This is a genomic window from Pseudomonas poae (assembly GCA_028869255.1).
GTDB classification, from domain to species: domain Bacteria; phylum Pseudomonadota; class Gammaproteobacteria; order Pseudomonadales; family Pseudomonadaceae; genus Aquipseudomonas; species Aquipseudomonas poae_C.
On record CP110972.1, the window covers coordinates 4,978,074 to 4,996,303 of the forward strand.

At 59.0% G+C, this 18,230-nt stretch carries 21 protein-coding genes and 1 pseudogene; 11 read left to right on the plus strand and 11 right to left on the minus strand.

Annotated elements, in window-relative coordinates; translation table 11 throughout:
* Positions 1-52 precede the first annotated feature (52 nt).
* From LRS56_22665 to LRS56_22710, 10 genes and pseudogenes are all read left to right on the plus strand, one after another.
* A pseudogene (locus LRS56_22665) lies at positions 53-990 on the plus strand (sigma 54-interacting transcriptional regulator).
* Positions 991-1,195: 205 nt separating this feature from the next.
* Entirely contained in the window at positions 1,196-1,369 is a 174-nt protein-coding gene (locus LRS56_22670) for a hypothetical protein (protein WDU61591.1), read from the plus strand.
* Between the two features lie 64 nt (positions 1,370-1,433).
* Entirely contained in the window at positions 1,434-1,796 is a 363-nt protein-coding gene (locus LRS56_22675; protein ID WDU61592.1) for a hypothetical protein, read from the plus strand.
* A 7-nt stretch (positions 1,797-1,803) separates the two neighbouring features.
* Positions 1,804-2,604: a type III secretion inner membrane ring lipoprotein SctJ gene (gene sctJ / locus LRS56_22680; GenBank protein ID WDU61593.1), complete on the plus strand. Its 801-nt coding sequence runs from the start codon at positions 1,804-1,806 to the stop codon at positions 2,602-2,604.
* Positions 2,594-3,184, plus strand: a complete 591-nt coding sequence (locus LRS56_22685) for a type III secretion protein (GenBank protein ID WDU61594.1) — start codon at positions 2,594-2,596, stop codon at positions 3,182-3,184. Before sctJ ends, LRS56_22685 begins: the two co-directional genes overlap by 11 nt.
* The gene (sctL, locus tag LRS56_22690) at positions 3,156-3,755 is read left to right on the plus strand and encodes a type III secretion system stator protein SctL (protein ID WDU61595.1); all 600 of its coding nucleotides are present in this window, start codon (positions 3,156-3,158) and stop codon (positions 3,753-3,755) included. Before LRS56_22685 ends, sctL begins: the two co-directional genes overlap by 29 nt.
* A 112-nt stretch (positions 3,756-3,867) precedes the next feature.
* Positions 3,868-4,104: a hypothetical protein gene (locus LRS56_22695; GenBank protein WDU61596.1), complete on the plus strand. Its 237-nt coding sequence runs from the start codon at positions 3,868-3,870 to the stop codon at positions 4,102-4,104.
* 403 nt (positions 4,105-4,507) lie between these two features.
* Complete coding sequence (sctC, locus tag LRS56_22700; protein WDU61597.1) at positions 4,508-6,643, plus strand: type III secretion system outer membrane ring subunit SctC; 2,136 nt, start codon at positions 4,508-4,510, stop codon at positions 6,641-6,643.
* Positions 6,640-6,843 (plus strand): type III secretion protein, encoded by a 204-nt coding sequence (locus tag LRS56_22705; protein ID WDU61598.1) that lies wholly within the window; start codon positions 6,640-6,642, stop codon positions 6,841-6,843. The genes sctC and LRS56_22705 overlap by 4 nt, the downstream gene beginning before the upstream one ends.
* On the plus strand, positions 6,840-7,211 hold the full coding sequence (locus LRS56_22710; protein ID WDU61599.1) for a transcriptional regulator: 372 nt from the start codon (positions 6,840-6,842) through the stop codon (positions 7,209-7,211). Before LRS56_22705 ends, LRS56_22710 begins: the two co-directional genes overlap by 4 nt.
* On the opposite strand, the gene sctU is transcribed toward LRS56_22710, so the two are convergent.
* Genes sctU through sctW form a run of 11 tightly spaced genes read right to left on the minus strand, consistent with a single transcriptional unit; the run spans position 7,212 to position 17,361 of the window.
* Positions 7,212-8,309, minus strand: a complete 1,098-nt coding sequence (gene sctU, locus LRS56_22715; GenBank protein ID WDU61600.1) for a type III secretion system export apparatus subunit SctU — start codon at positions 8,307-8,309, stop codon at positions 7,212-7,214.
* Positions 8,306-9,094, minus strand: coding sequence for a type III secretion system export apparatus subunit SctT (gene sctT, locus LRS56_22720; GenBank protein WDU61601.1), 789 nt, complete (start codon positions 9,092-9,094; stop codon positions 8,306-8,308). The genes sctU and sctT overlap by 4 nt, the downstream gene beginning before the upstream one ends.
* Before the next feature lie 10 nt (positions 9,095-9,104).
* A complete protein-coding gene (sctS, locus tag LRS56_22725) occupies positions 9,105-9,368 on the minus strand; it encodes a type III secretion system export apparatus subunit SctS (GenBank protein WDU61602.1) in 264 nt (87 codons plus the stop codon).
* A 7-nt stretch (positions 9,369-9,375) separates the two neighbouring features.
* Entirely contained in the window at positions 9,376-10,029 is a 654-nt protein-coding gene (gene sctR, locus LRS56_22730; GenBank protein WDU61603.1) for a type III secretion system export apparatus subunit SctR, read from the minus strand.
* Positions 10,026-11,039: a FliM/FliN family flagellar motor switch protein gene (locus LRS56_22735; protein WDU61604.1), complete on the minus strand. Its 1,014-nt coding sequence runs from the start codon at positions 11,037-11,039 to the stop codon at positions 10,026-10,028. Before LRS56_22735 ends, sctR begins: the two co-directional genes overlap by 4 nt.
* Positions 11,036-11,494: a type III secretion system HrpP C-terminal domain-containing protein gene (locus LRS56_22740; GenBank protein ID WDU61605.1), complete on the minus strand. Its 459-nt coding sequence runs from the start codon at positions 11,492-11,494 to the stop codon at positions 11,036-11,038. Before LRS56_22740 ends, LRS56_22735 begins: the two co-directional genes overlap by 4 nt.
* Positions 11,491-11,919, minus strand: a complete 429-nt coding sequence (locus LRS56_22745) for a YscO family type III secretion system apparatus protein (protein WDU61606.1) — start codon at positions 11,917-11,919, stop codon at positions 11,491-11,493. The genes LRS56_22740 and LRS56_22745 overlap by 4 nt, the downstream gene beginning before the upstream one ends.
* Positions 11,906-13,252: a FliI/YscN family ATPase gene (locus LRS56_22750; protein ID WDU65800.1), complete on the minus strand. Its 1,347-nt coding sequence runs from the start codon at positions 13,250-13,252 to the stop codon at positions 11,906-11,908. The genes LRS56_22745 and LRS56_22750 overlap by 14 nt, the downstream gene beginning before the upstream one ends.
* An 8-nt stretch (positions 13,253-13,260) precedes the next feature.
* On the minus strand, positions 13,261-14,160 hold the full coding sequence (locus tag LRS56_22755) for a type III secretion protein (GenBank protein WDU61607.1): 900 nt from the start codon (positions 14,158-14,160) through the stop codon (positions 13,261-13,263).
* A gap of 37 nt (positions 14,161-14,197) precedes the next feature.
* On the minus strand, positions 14,198-16,291 hold the full coding sequence (gene sctV, locus LRS56_22760; GenBank protein WDU61608.1) for a type III secretion system export apparatus subunit SctV: 2,094 nt from the start codon (positions 16,289-16,291) through the stop codon (positions 14,198-14,200).
* Positions 16,288-17,361, minus strand: coding sequence for a type III secretion system gatekeeper subunit SctW (gene sctW / locus LRS56_22765; protein ID WDU61609.1), 1,074 nt, complete (start codon positions 17,359-17,361; stop codon positions 16,288-16,290). The genes sctV and sctW overlap by 4 nt, the downstream gene beginning before the upstream one ends.
* Before the next feature lie 262 nt (positions 17,362-17,623).
* Between sctW and LRS56_22770 the strand changes: the two genes are divergently transcribed.
* The gene (locus tag LRS56_22770) at positions 17,624-18,175 is read left to right on the plus strand and encodes an RNA polymerase sigma factor (protein WDU61610.1); all 552 of its coding nucleotides are present in this window, start codon (positions 17,624-17,626) and stop codon (positions 18,173-18,175) included.
* Positions 18,176-18,230: the final 55 nt, after the last annotated feature.

The following is an 18,230-nucleotide window of genomic DNA, read 5'->3' on the forward strand; positions in this document are numbered from 1 at the left end:
CTACTGAATCCCTATTAACCAGTGAATAATCGCGGTAGTGGAGTACCATCCGATGTCGGCCTCCTATCAACATGATAATGAAACGGACACTCCATTCATTGAAGGCCCAGACATCGAAAATACGATCAATAGCGCTGCGCCTCTAAATATTGACATTCTGTTACTTGGGGAAACCGGTACAGGCAAGGACACGCTGGCACAGCGGATTCATCGCCTGTCCGGACGTCGGGGTAACTTTGTCGCCGTGAACTGCGCCGCCATTCCGGAGAGCCTCGCAGAGAGCCAGTTGTTCGGGGTCAACAGTGGTGCTTACACCGGCGCCGTGCAGTCACGAGCAGGTTTTATTGAAGCTGCGCACCAGGGCACCTTGTACCTGGATGAAATCGACAGCATGCCGCTTTCGTTGCAGGCCAAGTTACTGCGTGCGTTGGAGTCGAGGGCGTCGAGCGCCTGGGTTCAACCCGGTTTATACCAGTAGACATGCGCGTCATCGCCTCTGCCCAGCAATCGCTGCATGAAATGGTCGAGCAAGGGGCCTTCAGACGGGATCTGTATTTTCGCCTCAGCGTCATCAATATCGAGCTTCCAGCGCTACGTGAGCGGCGCGAACGCATCGTCCCCTTGTTTCTGAACATGGTTCAACAGGAAGCCCAGTACTTCAAGTGCCCTGCCCCACCGCCCTCCGGTGAATTGCTCCAGCAGTTGCTGTGCCATCCATGGCAGGGAAATATTCGTGAGTTGCGCTCCACAGCCAAACGGTTCGTGCTGGGGCTGACAGCCCTGACCAGGCCGGAGACAGAAAAAGCCCAAATGAGCCTCAAGCAACGATTGCAGTACATAGAGAAATCGCTGATCGAAGAGTCTTTACACCGTCACGCCCACTGCGTGGATACCGTCTCGATCGAATTGAGTGTTGCCAAACGCACGCTCTATTACAGGATGAAACAATTGGGCATTTCACTCAATTCCAGCACCTCCCCGTGTTTCTGAAAATAGCTAGGCATGCACGAAAGACACTTTTACACAATGAACGCATGCCCCCCAAAAAAACAGCAACAAACAATTAATGGAACCGCGCCGGTCGAACTCGCCACTTAGATCACGGACGCCAGTTATCAAGGAGTAGCGTGACTTCCTTGGCCGGCGACCGAACAGAAGCAAACCCAATCATTCGATAAATAGCAGGTGAATATTTATGGTATCTCCAATTAGCAACTTTGGTTCCGGTGGCTTGACCAACCAACAGCTCGAACAAAACCTTGAAGGCACAAGCCAGGCAAAAAACGCCGACTCCGCGAAAATGGCGGAGAAGGACAAAGAAGTATCGCTTAATAACAAGTGGACTGCGTTAATCCAGAAACAGCAGTAAATATCACTGGCTTCCTCTATGTTTATTAGAGGAAGCCAACCTGTTTTTCGTGCTGGAGTATCACATGCAGATCAAGCTTGATCAGCAACGGCAAAGCGATGCCATTGCCCCACCCCTTGCCGTTGAAAACAGCAGTGAAAACGCCCAGGACGCACAGTATTTCAGTGCGGCCCTGGAGCAAAATACTGTGCGCCCCACCCAGGCGTCCTCCGCAGGAAGCAACCCTCTGGCTGACTACTCTGAAAGGCTGAAGTCAAGCAACGAAAGCATTCCAAAACTGCTGCGTGACTTCGTCAATGAAAAAAATCACCTCAAGGCAGCTAATGCCGTAGACGCGATGGTTGGATCCAAGGAAATCCTCAACATCGGTGTCAAGGTCATAAAACACTGCGCGTCCTTTGTTGAAAAGACCTCCAACCTGCAATAGGTGAGCCATGCATCGCTGTCGTTTTATCCTCTTATGGCTGCCCCTGGTACTCCTGCTGGGTGGCTGCGGCGAAAGCGTCGAGTTGCATCGGCAGTTATCCGAACAGGAGGCCAATGAAGTGATCGCGGAGCTGGCAGACAAACACATTCGGGCTCAAAAGCAGCTGGCCAAAGACGGCGTGATAGTTCGCGTACGAACAGATGACATTGCTCGCGCAGTCCGTACGCTGGCAGCGGCCGGGCTGCCAAAGACCGCGCGGTCGACATTGGGCGATGTCTTTCGCAAGGAAGGGGTGATTTCCACCCCGCTGGAAGAACGTGCTCGCTATATCTATGCCTTGTCTCAGGAATTGGAAGCGACCCTGTCCAATATCGATGGCGTCATTGTCGCTCGCGTTCACGTAGTACTCCCCGAACGGGTCGCACCGGGGGAACCGGTGCAGCCGGCATCGGCATCCGTCTTTATCAAACATGATCCACAGCTTGAGCCCGACAGCCTGCTGCCACGCGTACGACGGATGGTGGCCAGCAGCATACCGGGCATGGCATCGGCCGTTTCCAATAACCAAAAGTTGACCGTGGTATTCGTTCCGGCAACCGCGTATCGGGAAACGCAGCAACTTACGTATTGGGGGCCTTTTCTGATCAAGACGGATGACCTGCCGTTCTGGCAAACCACCCTTATCGGGGTCCTGGTATTGCTGGTAGTCGGGGTCGCAGCAGCCGTGTTCTGGTTCAAAAAGGCGCAGCGTAAACCATTCGGTATACACCAGCCCCAGCCAGCAGAGCCACGCGCGTATGACGCATGAAAGCCTCGCCTGGGCTCAGTGGTGGGCCCGTCCATGGCTGGGTTCCCTGCACGCCTGGCCTCCGTTCGACCCGGCCCTGAGCTATTGGAAAACACTCTTCCAGAGCCAGCATGCCGCAATGGGCGCGGCATTGGAGATTGAGCCATGCCTGCCCATCGAACCCCCGCCAGCCCTGCTGCAACTTGTACTGCAACATGCCGCCCAACGCGACCTTGTGCTCGCGCTGGTCGGCGGTGTGTACCACATGAAGAGCGACACGCCCTTGAGCCAGGATCACCAGCTCTGGTGTGCCCGCCTGTCCAAGGCACTGGTCACGTATCCGGTGCAAACCGACACCGAGGACGCTTTGCAATGCCTGCGCGCCTGGGTAGACCCCAAGGTCTGGCAGCGCCTGCGATTGAGCTTCGACCGCAGCCGGGTACTCACCCTTGAAAGAACCCCGAGGCTGCGCGATTTTCACGACAAGCTCGATACCGTCTGGAAAGCCGCGATATGGCGTACAGGCACTTCGCACACCCCCTCTGGATTTCCCCGCCCTTGCGCCGAGCCTCATGACAATGCTTCCCAAACGCACGATTGAGTTACGCCAGCCCCACACTGGTGCCCCCTCCCCGCTGATCACCCGCGAAGCCCTGGCGGACTGCGCTCAAGCCGGCGAGTTGCTGAGGCATGCCCAGGATCAGGCCGATGAGATCCTGCGCCAGGCCCATGCACAGCGTGATCAACTGCTTGCGCAGGCAGAATATGATTTCTGGCAACGCACCAACCGCCAACTGAGTCGCTGGCAAGCCACACAACAGGCGGTTCTCGACAACGTTGAGTCCATCGCCACCTCGGTCACCCACCACGCCATCCGTAGCTTGCTGGACGACACGACGCCGGTTCAACGCGTGTCCGCCATGCTTAAGCAACTGCTCACGGCACAGGCCCCCGCAATCCAGGCCAAGTTGCTCTGCAACCCGCTGGATCAGCCCCACGTGGAACGATGGCTGAACCACCATAGCGAGGCTGTCTGGCAACTGCATTGCGACGAGTCCATCGCGCCGAGCGTGTTGATCCTGGAGGCGGAGGAAGGCAGCTTCCGGATCGACTGGACGTCGTCAGTCAACGCGCTGTTAACCGCCGATACAGAGCGTTATGCACAGGCGTAGATCGAGCCCCAGCCATTACAGCAATGATTGCCATCAAAATATTTCCCAAGTGATGGAACGTCTTCCCACGCGCCAGCCACATAAAAATACACATCCACCGGGAGAGCACCTTATGAGATACGACGCACGCGAGGGCGGGCAGATCTTCAGAGATCTGAGTAAAAACTACCGACAGTCCGACCTGATGAAACTCAATCAGCCTGATGCGCTGGACGCGCAGGAGTTTTCAGCATTGATGGAAGAACAATTCACGCTGGGCCAAACCTTGAGTCTGGGGGCTACCGCTGCGGGCGCGATTCTTACTCACAGGGCCGAAATAGGAAAAGTGATCTTCAATGGCACCCCATGAACTGACGTGGCTCATCACGCGATGGAGGGATGGGACAGAGGACAGGATCACGCTGTTCGAGGGCGAAGACACCCTCTGTGTGAGTCGTCACCCACCCTTTTTTTGCTCAGCGTTCAACTGACTCATCGCCCACAGGGCACCACAACACAAACATGGTTGCGACTGGGGCATGCAAGCCTGGCGCATTTTCAGGGCGCCCTGTCACTCGAGCCTGCCAGTGGACAGCTCTGGCTTCTTCAATGCGCCCCACAGGAATGCGAGCAGGAGGTTCTGCTGCGTCATCTCGAAGCCCTGTCCAACCAACGCGACACCTGGCGCTCAATCATCGCGCGCATGGCTCGCCGCCCACACAAGTCCGTCCCCACGTCACTGCGTGCGCAGCTTTACTAATCAGAGAACCCTTATGGACAACCCTACCTACAAGCGCTTGCCTGTCAGCTCGCCCTGCGCGCCGTTAAAACGAGCCGACTGGCGCAGCCTGATTGCCTTGGCTTGCCTGTTGACTCCGCTCGGCGACGCCCTCGCGGCCGTACCCGCGGAATGGAAGAACACGGCCTATGCCTATGAAGCGCAGTTCAAGCCTCTACGCGAAGTACTCGAAGATTTCGCCCAGACCTTCGGCACGCAGCTGCAGATCGAAGGTCTGCTGGAAGGCGTCGTCAATGGCAAAATACGCGCCAACACGCCCCAGTCGATGCTCGACAGACTCGGCGTCGAACATCGCTTTCAGTGGTATCTCTACAACAATACCCTGCACATCAGCACGCTGGATCAACAAGAGTCTGCACGCTTGGAGGTTTCGGCCGAATCCATTTCAGACCTCAAGAAGGCCCTGACCGATATCGGCCTGCTCGACAGCCGCTTCGGCTGGGGTGAGTTACCGGACGATGGGGTCGTACTCGTCTCTGGCCCCAAGCGCTACATCGACCAGATCAAGCAGTTCAGCAGCCAGCGCCGTTCCCCGGATGAAAAACAGAGCATCTTGAGCTACCCGCTCAAGTTCGCCAACGCGGCTGACCGCTTCGTCGATTATCGCGGTGAAAAGCTGACCATCCCGGGCATCGCCACGATGCTGCGCGGGTTGCTGGAACCGCGCTCGCCCTCTGCCATTTCAAGCGTGAGGCCTTCTTCGGCCGCCCAGTCACAAGCGGCCATGGTGGGTCCGAACATGCCCCGCCTGAACAACCCGCTGCTGGAGCAAATGCTCGGTACTGCGGCGAACTCCGGGCAACTGACAACGGGGGCAACGCTCACCCCGCGTGCGCCGACTTCAACCAGTCGAATTCGCGTCGAGGCCGACGTGCGCAACAACGCGGTGCTGATTTACGACTTGCCGGAGCGCCAGGCGATGTACCGCGAGTTGATTACCCAACTTGACGTCGCGCGCAGGCTGGTGGAGATCGACGCGATCATCCTCGATATCGAACGCACGCAGCTGCGCGAGTTCGGGATCAACTGGGGCTTTCAAAACAGCCGTTTCTTCGGTGGTGCCAATGTCGCGCCCGGCACCTCATCACAGCTGGCCATTGGCAACCGCGAGCGTTTTTATGCCGATATCCGCGCCCTGGAAGCCAAAGGCCTGGCCACTATGGTCTCCAACCCCTCGGTGCTGACCCTGGAAAACCAGCCGGCAGTCATCGACTTCAATCGCACTCAGTACCTCAGGGCCGGTATCGAAAATGCGACCATTTTGCCCGTCACCGTCGGTACCAGCTTTCAAGTGGTGCCAAGGGTCATCACCAGCCGTGGCAGCCACCAGATCGATTTGGTGGTGGATATTGAAGATGGCAATTTCGACGAATCCAACCCGCTGCTCGACGGCCTGGATGTGCGCCGCGGCAAGGTCAGCACCCAGGCGGTGATGGCGGAAAAACGCTCGCTAGTGGTCGGCGGGTTCCATGTGACCGACAGCAAAGACAAGCAAAGCAAGGTTCCCCTGCTGGGGGACATTCCATTGCTGGGCAAAGCTTTATTCTCCTCGACCGAACGCCAGAACAATCGCCGTGAACGCCTGTTCATCCTGACCCCACGGGTCATCGGCGATCAGTCCGACCCTTCACGCTACCTGCCCCAAGAGGACCAGGCCGAACTGCAGGCCGCCCTCAAACCCTTGGCACGCCGCATGGCCGCACACCCGCCGGTGATCAAGCGCAGCGACATCACCAGCACCCTGGCTCACCTGGTCAGCGGGCAAGTGCCCAATGGCTTCAAGGCCGCACCGATGCCGCTGGGGCTGGACACCTTGTGCTCCACCCGCAGCCTGCTGGCACTCAACACCGAACGCAGCCAGTGGTACGCCGGCGCGGATTTCAATGTGGCGGTGGTGGTGCTGCGCAACCAGTTCAAACGCAATGTGCGCATCGATGAAAAGGAATGCAGCAACTCGCAGACCCTGGCGGTCAGCGTCTGGCCGCGCGCCTGGCTCAAACCCGGTGAAGAAGCGGAAGTGTTCATCGCTATGCGCCCCGTGGTGAAGGATGAACACATCGGTGTATCACGTCCGTCTCTCCTCCCTCCCGCCCAGAAGACCACGCCATGAAATACCGACTATTGAGCGCTACCCTGATCGGCGCGACGCTGCTCGTTACCGCCTGCACCCCCACCTGCAAGGGCGATTCCTGCACACGCCCACAATCGAGTGCGGACAAAATGGTGGTCTGGTGGCCTGAGCAGATGCGCGTCGAACCCGGCCCGTCCGGGGAACGTTCGGACCATCAGACGGTGTCGCTGGAACGATGAACGCCATGGGACCGCCTGACGACGAGGTGAATCGCCAGGCGTTCCTGGACAGCCTGGTGAGCGCAGAGGCCGCTCACCTGCAGTTGTGCCCGGGAATCGAACTGTGCGCCATGAGCGCCGGCGCCGACCAGGGTCTGAGCCTGCACATAGCCCGTAAGGCGCTACAAGCCGGGCAGGTGCAACGGATACTGGAGCGCCGCTTTGAGCAGTCCATCGCATTCGACGGCTGCTTTGTCTATCTCGATGCCCAGGATGCACTGGTGATCTGGCATGCACTGCCTGCGCAACGTACGGTATTGAATCAGACAATCAGCCGGATGTTGTCGCTGGCTAACCTTGAAGCACTGGATGAGCGGGTCATTCGCTGATCAGGGTTTATCAAGCTCCGGCAACTCAAGGGTTTCGCGCTTGGCTGCATCATCCAGCTCGCGCAAGGTTCGATAGATAACTGCCACAGCCTGCAATGTTTCGCGAGGAATACTCGCCCCCAATTTGTTCTGATACAGCGTACGGGCCAACCACACACATTGGATGACCGGTACATCCGCGGCCTTAGCACGTACGATCAATTGCCGGGCTTGTGCATCGGTTCCCTTGTCGACCAATAACGGCAGTGGGGTCTTGCCTGGCCGGTAATACAAGGCAACGGCAAAGTGCGTCGGGTTGATGACTAACATGTCCGCCTCCTCCAGCTTGGGCAGCTTGACCTTGGGCTCTTCCTGGGCCATTTGGTGCGCCAGCTGGCGCCGTTGCCCCTTGACGTGGGGGTCGCCTTCCATGTCCTTGTACTCCTTGACGACCTCGACCTGGGTCATGCGCATGCGCTTGGCAAAGAAATACTTCTGCAAGGTCAGGTCGATCAACGCCAGCACCAGCAGCAGGCCCAGACACACATGCAGCAAATGACGGAACACGGCGATCAGCGCCAGGATGTAGCTTTGCAGGTCGCTGTTGGCCAGGTTGATCAGACCGTTCAGTGACGGGGTGATCACCACATACAGAATCAGGCTCAGCAACAGCGCCTTGGCGACCCCCATCAGCAGGTTCATCAGCGACTGAGCAGAGAACATCTGCTTGGCTTGATTGAGCGGGTTGAGGCGATTGAAATCCAGCTTGAGGGCTTCCGGTGCAAAGAGCAGCCCGATCTGAAGCCAGCTGCTGATCAGCTTTACCGTAATCGCCACCCCGACCATCAACAAGGCGAATGAAAAGAACAGCACGAAGGCCTCCATCAACACCTCTTCCAAGGCGCGCACGAATGGCTGGCCGAACCGCGACATCGGTAACACCATCAATTGCTGGAAGCGCTGCATGCTAGTGTCGGCCGTGAACAGGGCAATTTCGCTGATGGCGGTCAACACCAATAACTTACCGACGTCCTGGCTCTGGGAAACCTGGCCTTTCTTGCGTTGATCACGCAGTTTCTTGGCACTGGCCGGATGCTTTTTTTCGCCGGAATCACTCATGGCATGGGCGCCTTGAACATCAGCCCAAGCGTATGTTTCAGATCGCCCAGCAGCCCCATCCGCCCGACAATCAGGTCCTGCAACAAGGCAAAATACAGCAGCAAAATACCAATACCCGCCAGGCACTTGACCGGCGGGGCCAGCGTACTCACCTGCAGCTGCGGGCTATACAGCCCCAGCAACGCAATCCCGAACTCCAGTAACAGCAGCACCGCGATAAACGGCGCGGCGTAGAGCATCATGTGCACGAACGTGTCGCCGAGCAAATCGAGAAACGCACCGAACCCATTGGGCTGGGGAAGCGGAAACCACACGGTAGGCGGCCAGATCAGGTAACTGTCCCAGATCACTTGGGTCAGCGCGCCAAGCCCCAGAGTGGCAATCAGCAGAAAAATCGCCAGTTCCTTGAACATATGCCCGATGGGCGTCGCATCCGGACCGAGTGACGGGTTGAGCTGGCCACCGGCCAAGGCCCCGCGCTGGTTATCCAGCAACGCCCCCACCGCCTCGAACATCCAGAACGGCATCGCCAGCAACACCCCCAGCAACACGCCCAGGGTCGCCTCCTTGAGCACCAGCGCGCTGAGCATGAGCGTGGAAAACTCCTCGGTAGCGAACGTTGCATAAATGCCCGGCGCCGGTATCAACGCCAAGGCCATCACAATGGTGTGGCGGGGCATGCCGCGTATATGTTGAAAACAGAATGCTGCTACCAGAAAGGCGCACGGATAAATTCGCGCCATGGCGACCAGCAGGCTCGGCAAGTACTCCAGATACTGCAGCAAAGGGTAAACCTCAGTTCAGGGCCGAACGGGCAATCATGTCAAAGGTCAGATTGATCAGTTGAATCAACTCCACGCCGATCCAGCGACCGGTCATGATCAGCGTGATACCCACTGCCACCAGCTTGATACCAAATGGCAACGTCTGGTCCTGTACCTGAACCAACGCCTGTATCAGTGACGTCAGTACGCCTACGATTACCGCCACAATCAGCGGCGGCGCCGATAACACCACGACCAGCAACATGCCCTGCTTGAACAGCACGATAGGTTCCATACGCCACTCAAAGATAGGAAAAGAACAAGCTGTCGAGCAGCCGCGACCACCCGGAAACCATCACGAACAACAGCAGTTTGAGCGGCAGGGAAATCGTCATCGGCGAGACCATCTGCATGCCCAATGCCAGCAGCAGGTTGGAGACAATCAGATCGATCACGATGAATGGGACATAGATCAAAAAGCCGATCTCGAACCCCGCTTGCAGTTGTGACAGGACAAAGGCCGGAACCAGCAGGATCAAGTCTTCACGCTGAACCTCTTGCGCCATTTTTGCCGGCCACAGGCGTGCGGTGTTCTCCAGCAAGTGCGTCAGCACATCCGGGTCGATATTGCGCAACATGAATGCACGCAACGGCTTGATGGCCTCCCCTGCCGTCTGCAGAGCCATTTGCACACTGCTCAAGTCCAGTGGCGAGGTCTTGACGCTCTCGGCCATTTCATAACCCACCGGGGCCATGATAAACAGCGTCGCCGCCAGCGCGATGCCGTTGATGGCCATACTTGGCGGTACCTGCTGCACCCCAATGGCGTTACGGGTGATCATCAGCACAATGACAATCTTCAAAAAGGACGTACACACGATCAACGCCATGGGCATCAGCGACAACGCCCCAAGGAAAAGTGCAAGTACGAACGGATCTATCCCCTGGAAGCTCATCGGGAAAACGTCACTCTGGACATCTGAAGGCCCAAGCGCCCGTCCACTTCAACCAACTGCCCCTGCCCAATGGGCCGGTCGCCGTAATAAAGGCCGGCCATGCCCGGCGCGTAACCTGTCACGCCCAGGACCGAACCGGCAGCAAGATTGCGTAGCTCGCCCAGCGTCAGGTTCAGCGTTCCACAGCGCACGCTCAACGCCATGCTCAACTCATCGAACGGCTCATGCCCAAATACGTCGACCACCGGCTGGTCTTCCTCGTGTTCAGCGTAATAAGGCGCCGAAAATTCCTCGTCCACAGTCATGTCCTCCATAGCAGTAAGGGTCAGGCGCAACGGCCCGATATCATCGTCAATGCAGCCGTGCAGTCGCTGCTTGCCAACTTGTACGTAGCCGCTGCCCTCGGATTGAAAAAACGCGTGTTCGAGCATCAGCACATCACCGGCGCGCAGCGTGCGCACTTGCGCGATCGGCAATCGCAGGCGCCCTAGGGGCACGGCAATCGTCAGCTGAAACAGGGCGGGCACCGGCTCGGCGATAGAGCGCCATGGCGCGGCCTCGCACATCATCAGAAAACTCTCGGGCGCCAGCCACAGATAGCCCAGGACCCGGGACGCGCCCAAGGTCACGCTCAACCGGCAGCCGAAACCTGCAGGGCGCTCGGTCGTCACTAATCGCATATAGCCAAACAGCGCCCGCACCTGATCGCTCAGGTGGTGATGGAACAACGCCCAGAACCAGGAATCCGGATCGTTGCCGGCCTGAGCCAAAGGCACCGGGCATTCGCCCATCAGGCTCAGCAGCGGCCCCGCTTCAGCGAGCGCCAGCACACCGCACGCGGTTTCGAAGCACATCACCTCTACACTGGCGGGAGCACGCTCGGGTTCGAGCAGCAATTCACCGTTCTGCCCGGCAACCTGAAACGGCAGACGCAACCCCCGCCCCAACCTCAGGCGAGCAGCAACGGTGGAGCTCTTGACCCGGGGCAAGGTCAGAAAAGGCGCCTTCATGCCACATCGACTTTGGACAGATTCAGCCTGACCGGCTGGCCCAGTGCCCCCGCGACTCGGTCCTGACATTGTTGCCGTACGCCAGTGAGCCAGCGACCCGTTGCGGCATCATCCGCTTCCAGGTCGATGCTCCAGGCGCCTTGTTCACGACGCACCGTGGCGTTGATCCGCCCGAGTCGAGGCAAGTACAACACGGCCTGAAGCGGCCACTGCGGGCTCATCTGTATGCGAGGCACCAATTGCTCGACCAACGCCTCGACCCCGGCGGCACCGACCAAGGCCCTGACGTCCACTCGAGAGGCGCCATAACTGCCTTCTCCCGAATCGTCTGCAAGCAGGTGAGCGAACAGTCGGCCTTGCTCCAGTGGCACCATGGCCGTCATGTTCGGTTCGCGCTGCTCCCTTGAGTCACGCAACCGTGGACGCTCGGGAGGGCTATTTGAAACCTGTTTCATATCTGATCCTGAGCTAGCAAATTGGACAATTCCTGAAGTTTTTCCACTTGGCGCAAACACTCGGTCGCATGCTTGCGGGCGCTGCCAATCTGGATTTCTTTCTCCTCTCGCTGTCCGTACAGGGTCTGCAACTGGCCTTCGTCACGCCGGGTGCTTGCAGATAAAGAGAGCTCCTGTTGCCCCCACGATTTCAGGTCTTTCAGGGTGAGCACCTGCCCTTGGTGCTGACTGAGCAATTGCGCCGATTGGCGCGCCTCTTCCAGGCGGGTCTGCTCAAGCGACGCCAGGGCCTGCTCGATATGTACCAGCAAGGTTTGCCGGGCACGCGTTGCCTCGCGCAACGCGCGTTCGGCACGCTCGGCCCGATGCCTGCGCAGGCGCCGCAAGGTTTCGATTTCACCGAACAGCCCATCAGAATGGGACATAGGCCGTCAGCTCCTTGAGATGCTCCAGGGTGGTCGACATCGGCGTAGGTTCACGCAAGTCCTGGCGCAGGAAACCGTCGACCGCCCCTCGGCTGTCTACCGCCAGGTCGGTCAGGGGATCGCTGCCGGGCTGATACTCCCCCAGCTTGAGCATCAGCTCGATCTGCTGGTAGGCCGACAGCAAACGGCGTAACGCCGTACCGGCCTGGATATCCGCAGGCTCGGCAACGTTGCTCAGAATCCGTGAAAGGCTGGCCAATACATCCACCGCGGGATAGTGCCCACGCTCAGCCAATTTGCGCGACAGCACAATATGGCCATCGAGCAGCGAGCGCACTTCGTCGGCCACCGGGTCGCTCATGGAGTCCTGTTCGATCAGCACCGTGTAGATCGCCGTGATCACACCTTCGCGGGTCAGCCCGGCGCGCTCAACCAAGCGCGGCAGCAGGCTATACACCGAGGGCGGCAGGCCACCGCGCCCCAGTGGCTCGCCGGCGGCAAGGCCGATTTCACGCTGGGCCCGGGCGAAACGTGTCAGGGAGTCGATCAACAGCAGCACCCGCTTCCCCTTGCGCCTGAACCCCTCGGCCAACGCAGTCGCCGTAAAGGCCGCGCGTGCCCGCTCCATACTCGAGCGGTCCGACGTGGCACAGACCAACACGGCTTTGGCACGCAGTTCATCATCCAGCTCGTGATCAAGGAATTCGCGCAGTTCCCGGCCCCGCTCGCCGATCAGACCGAACACAATCACGTCGCAGTCCACATTGCGGGCGATCTCCGCCAACAACGTGGTCTTGCCGCAACCCGCGCCGGCAAACAGCCCCACACGCTGGCCTTCACCCAATGTCAGCAAGCCATCGATCGAACGCACACCCGTGGCCAGCGCGCGGTTGATCCTCGGCCTATCGGTGGGCAAGGGCGCTTCACACAACACAGCGCTTGCCTGCGGCGAATCAGCCTCGGCAAAAGCGCCAGGGCCGTCGCCGGTAATCGAGCGGCCAAAACCATCCAGTACCTGCCCCAGCAATTGGTCGCTGACCTGTACTCGATGCGACATTCCCAAGCGCTCCACGCCAGCACCCACCCGTACACCTTCCAGGTTGCCAAGGGCACTGAGCACGGCATCCTGGTGATCGAAACCAATGATCTCGGCGAGCATGTAATCACCCGGGCCTTTCTCCACCTGGCACAAGTCGCCTATGCGTGCCTGGGGCAACCGACATTGCAGCAACATACCGTTGACGCGCTGGATGCGCCCTCGCATCGTCACCGGCGCAAAGCCGGCCAACGCTTGGGAGTGATGCCGCTGCCAGGCATCGAGACGCGCTTGCAAGTCCGTACTCACCAGCGCACCTCATAACGCTGCGCACCATCAAAAACCACCTTGGCGTTGTCAATCAACACCAGGCGCAAGCCATCCACTTCGTCGCCTACAAATATTCGACTGCCATCCTCCAGCACCACATGACCGCTGAGCCCACCGACAATCTGCACAATCTTGAGCGGCAATTCTGTGTCGCGCAGGCGCACACGGCTGATCACCGGCACAACGCTGTCGAACTTTTCACCGAATTGGTTGAGCATGCGCGCCACCAGCTCCACGTCGTCCTGGGAAACGTCGCCGTTGAGCGCAATCTGGCCATTGATCACCTGCAAACTGACGCGCTGGCTCAATTCACGCTCGTTGAGCATCTTGAGCAATTGCTCGCGAACCTCGAATGGCGAGACCAGTTCGACTTTCTGTGGCACGGCGGGCATCAGGGATGCCTGGGCATCGCGCTCCCCGGTGGAGACAATGCCCACCACCGTGATGATTAACGTCACCGCCAGCACTACACTGATCAGTCGCTTCTGCTGAAAATGCGGGATGGACGACAAACGCAACGTCTGCGGCGCCTCACGGGGCGCAACCTGGGGCAAAGGGGTGGGAGCAGGCGCCTCGGGCCAGGGCTGATTTGCCAAGGTGACACACAGACGGATGGCCCCCACGCAGAACGATTCATCCAGCGCCAGGCTCGAAATCTGTGCCAGCACCTGTCCATCAGCCCCTTGCAACAGTCCTGCCTCGGCCTGTACGGACCAGTTCGAACCGTCAAGCCGCAGCCGCGCATGATGCTCGGCGACGCCCGGATCGGTCAGAACAAGGTCCGCGTCACGGTGAGCACCGATGCTCCACTGTTCACCAAACAGCGGCAATGCCGCCCCCTGATGCAGACCTTCCAGCACGCGCAGTTCAAACATCACAGCGCCATCGCGCAGGTTGAAAATGGCCGAGTACTCATGCCACCTCCCCGCGCATCAGATCGTCCTGGCCAAGGTCAAAGCGTCCCAGTACCTTCACCTTCGAGGTGCTCCCCAATTCGGCAAAGGACATCACCGGCACGTGGTTGAACTCCTCGAGCAGCAGAGTACGCAGGGGGCTGCGCAAATCCTGCGCGACCAACATCACGCTTTTGCTTTTAGGGCGCACGGTAAAGGCCTGGTTAAGCAAGTGGATCAGCGATGCGCTGCTCTCGTTGCCAAGGGCGAAAAACACCCCCGTCTGGGTCTGGCGCAACGACTCGCGCAAAACGTTTTCGGTCTGCGGTGACAACAGCCAGGCATGCAGGCCGTCAGCCTCACTGTATTGGTGGAAAATCTGCGATTTGAGGGCGATACGCGCGTAGTCCGCCAAGGCGTCCGGCTCACGCTCATGCTGGCCGTACTCAATCAACGACTCCACAATCAACCTCACCGCACGCAACGGCACGCCTTCAGACGCCAGGCGTTGCAGCACCGCCGAAAAGCGCGACAGCGGCATAATCCGCTGAAGTTCCTGTACCAGTTCAGGCTGATTGTGCTCAAGCCAACCGAGGATCGACTTGCTCTCCTGGATCCCCAGAAACTGCGGGCCCGTAAGCATCATGGCGTGTTTCAGGCGATCAATGATCAAACGCGTCGCACTGAAGCGCTCCAACTGTGGATCATCCAGCAAAGGGTCATCGGGTTCCAACCACACCCAGTCCTGCTCATCGCGCTCGGCCAAACCCGGCACCGCGCGCTCAGGCACCTCTGCCAAGGCTTTACGCTCCACGGCCACACGCGCCACAACCGAGGCCTTGACCATCGGCACCTCATGCACGCAGAAGCGCATTTCATCATCCGCCAGCGTGTCGTCCAGCTCGACCTCGAACGGCGGTAACGTCAGACCAATATTGGCGACCAGCGCGTTGCGGGTCTGGCGAATCCCCTGAACCAGCTCAATCACCTCAGGAGTGCCGCGCAACACGGGGGAAAACTGCAACAGATAGGGCCGCGACGGATCGAACCCGCGCAGGTCTTCCTCACCGTTTTCTTCCGGGCGCACAGCCTGGGTAGCGTCAGGGGGCGGCGCTTCGCGCCGTTGACGTTGACGCATGAGGTAAAAGCCCAGGGTGCCGGTGGTCAACGAAATAAGGATGAAGACCAGCGTGGGCATGCCAGGCAATGCGGCAAAAGCCAGCATCCCCACCGACGCAATCATCCAGCTCTTGGGTTCACTGGTCATCTGCCGGGCGATTTCAGCCCCCATGTTGGTGGCGCCCTTACGTCCGTCCGGCGCCACGCGAGTGATGATCATGCCGGCGGTCAGGGAGATCAGCAGCGCGGGTATCTGGGCAATCAGGCCGTCGCCGATGGTCAGCACCGAGTACAGCGCCATGGAATCGGCTGCGCTCATGCCGTGCTGGAACATGCCGGTGGAAAAGCCACCCAGCAGGTTGATCACCACGATCACCAAACCGGCGATGGCATCACCTTTGACGAACTTCATTGCCCCGTCCATGGCCCCGAACAACTGGCTCTCGCGGGACAACTGGTCCCGTTTGTCACGGGCCTGCAGGCCGTCGATCAGCCCGGCCCGCAGGTCACTGTCGATGGACATCTGTTTGCCGGGCATCGCGTCGAGGCTGAAACGCGCCGCCACTTCGGCAACGCGCTCCGAGCCCTTGGTAATCACCAGGAAGTTAACCAGGGTCAGGATCATGAAGATCACCAACCCCACCGCCAGGTTGCCACCCACGACAAAATTACCGAACGCCTCAACGATGTCGCCGGCGTCCTGTTCCAGCAGGATAAGGCGCGTGGTAGCGATCGACAGTGCCAGGCGGAACATGGTGGTCAACAGTAAAATCGACGGGAACGACGAGAACGCCAACGGCCCCGGCAGGTACAGCGCCAGCACGATCAACAGGCAGGAGATGCAGATGTTGAGCGCGATCAGGATATCCACCAACCAGGTGGGCAACGGCACGATAAAAATAAACACAATGGCCAGGACCACCACCGCGCCGAGGACTTCGGCACGCTGTGCAATCTTGAGCAGCCAGCGGTTGAGGGTTGCCAGGACGGTCACACCGCAACCCCAGGCTCATTGCCAAACCGGGCCGGGCCCTTCTCCAGGCGGGTGAATTCATCCATCACCAGCAAGAAGTTATGCAAGCCCTCCTGGCGCCCACGGGTATCACGCCACAAGGCCATCGGCAGATTTTTGAGCACCGGGTAAACCGCATTGAGGGAAGCCAATTGGCTGGCCATCTGGTCACCGGCCAACTCATCCGCAAGCCGCTGCACCTCGGACGATGCGATGCCGTTACCCGCGTAACCGAGCAGACGCTGCAACAGCGCAACGGCATCGTGCTCAACCTTGAGACGCTCGATCAAGGTATGGCAACTGGACAACACGCCCCCCAACTGGCCACAGCTTTGCAACCCCAGAAGCAGCGTGCGCAACTTGGCTGTCGGAAGCGACGACGCATAGGCCGCGATGTCGTCTGCCAAGGCCCGACGCATGATGTTGAGCCCCATAGAGAACTGCTCGCCGCCATACATGCCCAAGAGCGATTGCATCATGTTTGCCAGGGATTGGCGCACGACCACGTTGGCGTAATACAGCGCGCGCACCGCCTGGCGCTCCTGCGGGTCATCACTGCTGGCCTGCAACGCCAGGGCAATATTGAGGCCGGCCTGGATTTCCCGCTTATAACGAAGCTCCAGCTTGGCCAGGGCATCACGCGCCAGCGCGGCCTCGGTCTTGCGCACCTCCGCTTCGGCCTGAGCGGTAATCTGGCGCAGTACCACATAGGTCCGTGCCGGGTCACCGCCGGTGAGGTCCACTAACTTCTCGACGCTGGGCTGTTGCAACAAATGCTGCCTGACTTGGCGAGTGATGGCTGCCAGGCTCACCTGGGCTGGGTGGCCCAACTGATCATAGATTTGCGCGAGCTGCTCGGTGGGCGTCACTCGCAACCCTATCGAACGCTGGCTCAGGGCTTTGCTGGAGGAGGCTACTTCCTGGCTGAAAATCTCGGCGAGTGCATCAATACCCGGTGCGCCAACGTGCGCTTTAGCTTGGGATACCTGCTCGGAAACAGGCTGCTCCAGACTATGGACTTTGTGCAGATCATGGTTGGATTCGACTTTCATGGGCGTGCCGGGACAGGAGGTTTGTTTCCCTATGTGGCAAGCACACGCCATGCGGTTCCATCGAAATCAGCTCTAAGGCTTTTTTGACAATACCGGCACGGTCCTTTCAAGCCTTTTGCAAATAGCTGCGCAAAAACGCTTCAATTCAATATATATACTTATATAAATCAAGTACTTGCATGATTTTTCAGGTTGGCACAGCCGGTGCTAAAGGGGTTCTCGTCGAAACCATTTCGACAGCGTCTACCCTGAGGAAAAAATCGTGAATATCCCTATTGATGCTTTAGCGCACCTCGTTGGCGGCTCGCCTCAATTCATGCTCGAACTGACGGACGACCAGCAGAAAAAACTCCGCCGATTTATTCATAAACGCGTACTCAACCACGAAGACGCAGACGACATCCTGCAACTGACGTACCTGGAGGCCTGGCGCAACAGGGAGCGCTTCAGCGGCCAGGCAAGCCTCAGCACCTGGATGTGCGGCATCGCGCAGAACTTGGTCCGCAACCACTTCCGCCGCCTTTATGCCAAACCGGTGCATTGCGAATTCGATGAATCGCTGTGGCATGGGCAGGAGGAAAGCAGCAATCTGGATTGGGCGTTCGAGGTCAATCGCCGACTGGAAAAAACCCTGACGGCCATCGACCACCTGCCAGCAGAAATGCGCAGGACGCTGTACGCCTCGCTGGAAACCGACGGCAGCTACCAGGACACTGCCGACGTACTGGACATACCCATCGGTACCGTTCGTTCACGCCTGTCGCGGGCGCGCGAACAGCTCAAGCGCGTCACCCAGAACTCGACCTACCCGTAACAACCACCACGCGTTGGGCGGCAGGGATATCTGCCCAACTTGATCAACGCTTTGC

Bases quoted from the DNA above. Each gene is read 5' to 3' on its own strand.
- LRS56_22670 (WDU61591.1), top strand. From the start codon at position 1,196: ATGGTATCTCCAATTAGCAACTTTGGTTCCGGTGGCTTGACCAACCAA.
- LRS56_22675 (WDU61592.1), top strand. From the start codon at position 1,434: ATGCAGATCAAGCTTGATCAGCAACGGCAAAGCGATGCCATTGCCCCA.
- sctJ (WDU61593.1), top strand. From the start codon at position 1,804: ATGCATCGCTGTCGTTTTATCCTCTTATGGCTGCCCCTGGTACTCCTG.
- LRS56_22685 (WDU61594.1), top strand. From the start codon at position 2,594: ATGACGCATGAAAGCCTCGCCTGGGCTCAGTGGTGGGCCCGTCCATGG.
- sctL (WDU61595.1), top strand. From the start codon at position 3,156: ATGACAATGCTTCCCAAACGCACGATTGAGTTACGCCAGCCCCACACT.
- LRS56_22695 (WDU61596.1), top strand. From the start codon at position 3,868: ATGAGATACGACGCACGCGAGGGCGGGCAGATCTTCAGAGATCTGAGT.
- sctC (WDU61597.1), top strand. From the start codon at position 4,508: ATGGACAACCCTACCTACAAGCGCTTGCCTGTCAGCTCGCCCTGCGCG.
- LRS56_22705 (WDU61598.1), top strand. From the start codon at position 6,640: ATGAAATACCGACTATTGAGCGCTACCCTGATCGGCGCGACGCTGCTC.
- LRS56_22710 (WDU61599.1), top strand. From the start codon at position 6,840: ATGAACGCCATGGGACCGCCTGACGACGAGGTGAATCGCCAGGCGTTC.
- sctU (WDU61600.1), bottom strand. From the start codon at position 8,309: ATGAGTGATTCCGGCGAAAAAAAGCATCCGGCCAGTGCCAAGAAACTG.
- sctS (WDU61602.1), bottom strand. From the start codon at position 9,368: ATGGAACCTATCGTGCTGTTCAAGCAGGGCATGTTGCTGGTCGTGGTG.
- sctR (WDU61603.1), bottom strand. From the start codon at position 10,029: ATGAGCTTCCAGGGGATAGATCCGTTCGTACTTGCACTTTTCCTTGGG.
- LRS56_22735 (WDU61604.1), bottom strand. From the start codon at position 11,039: ATGAAGGCGCCTTTTCTGACCTTGCCCCGGGTCAAGAGCTCCACCGTT.
- LRS56_22740 (WDU61605.1), bottom strand. From the start codon at position 11,494: ATGAAACAGGTTTCAAATAGCCCTCCCGAGCGTCCACGGTTGCGTGAC.
- LRS56_22745 (WDU61606.1), bottom strand. From the start codon at position 11,919: ATGTCCCATTCTGATGGGCTGTTCGGTGAAATCGAAACCTTGCGGCGC.
- LRS56_22755 (WDU61607.1), bottom strand. From the start codon at position 14,160: ATGTTTGAACTGCGCGTGCTGGAAGGTCTGCATCAGGGGGCGGCATTG.
- sctW (WDU61609.1), bottom strand. From the start codon at position 17,361: ATGAAAGTCGAATCCAACCATGATCTGCACAAAGTCCATAGTCTGGAG.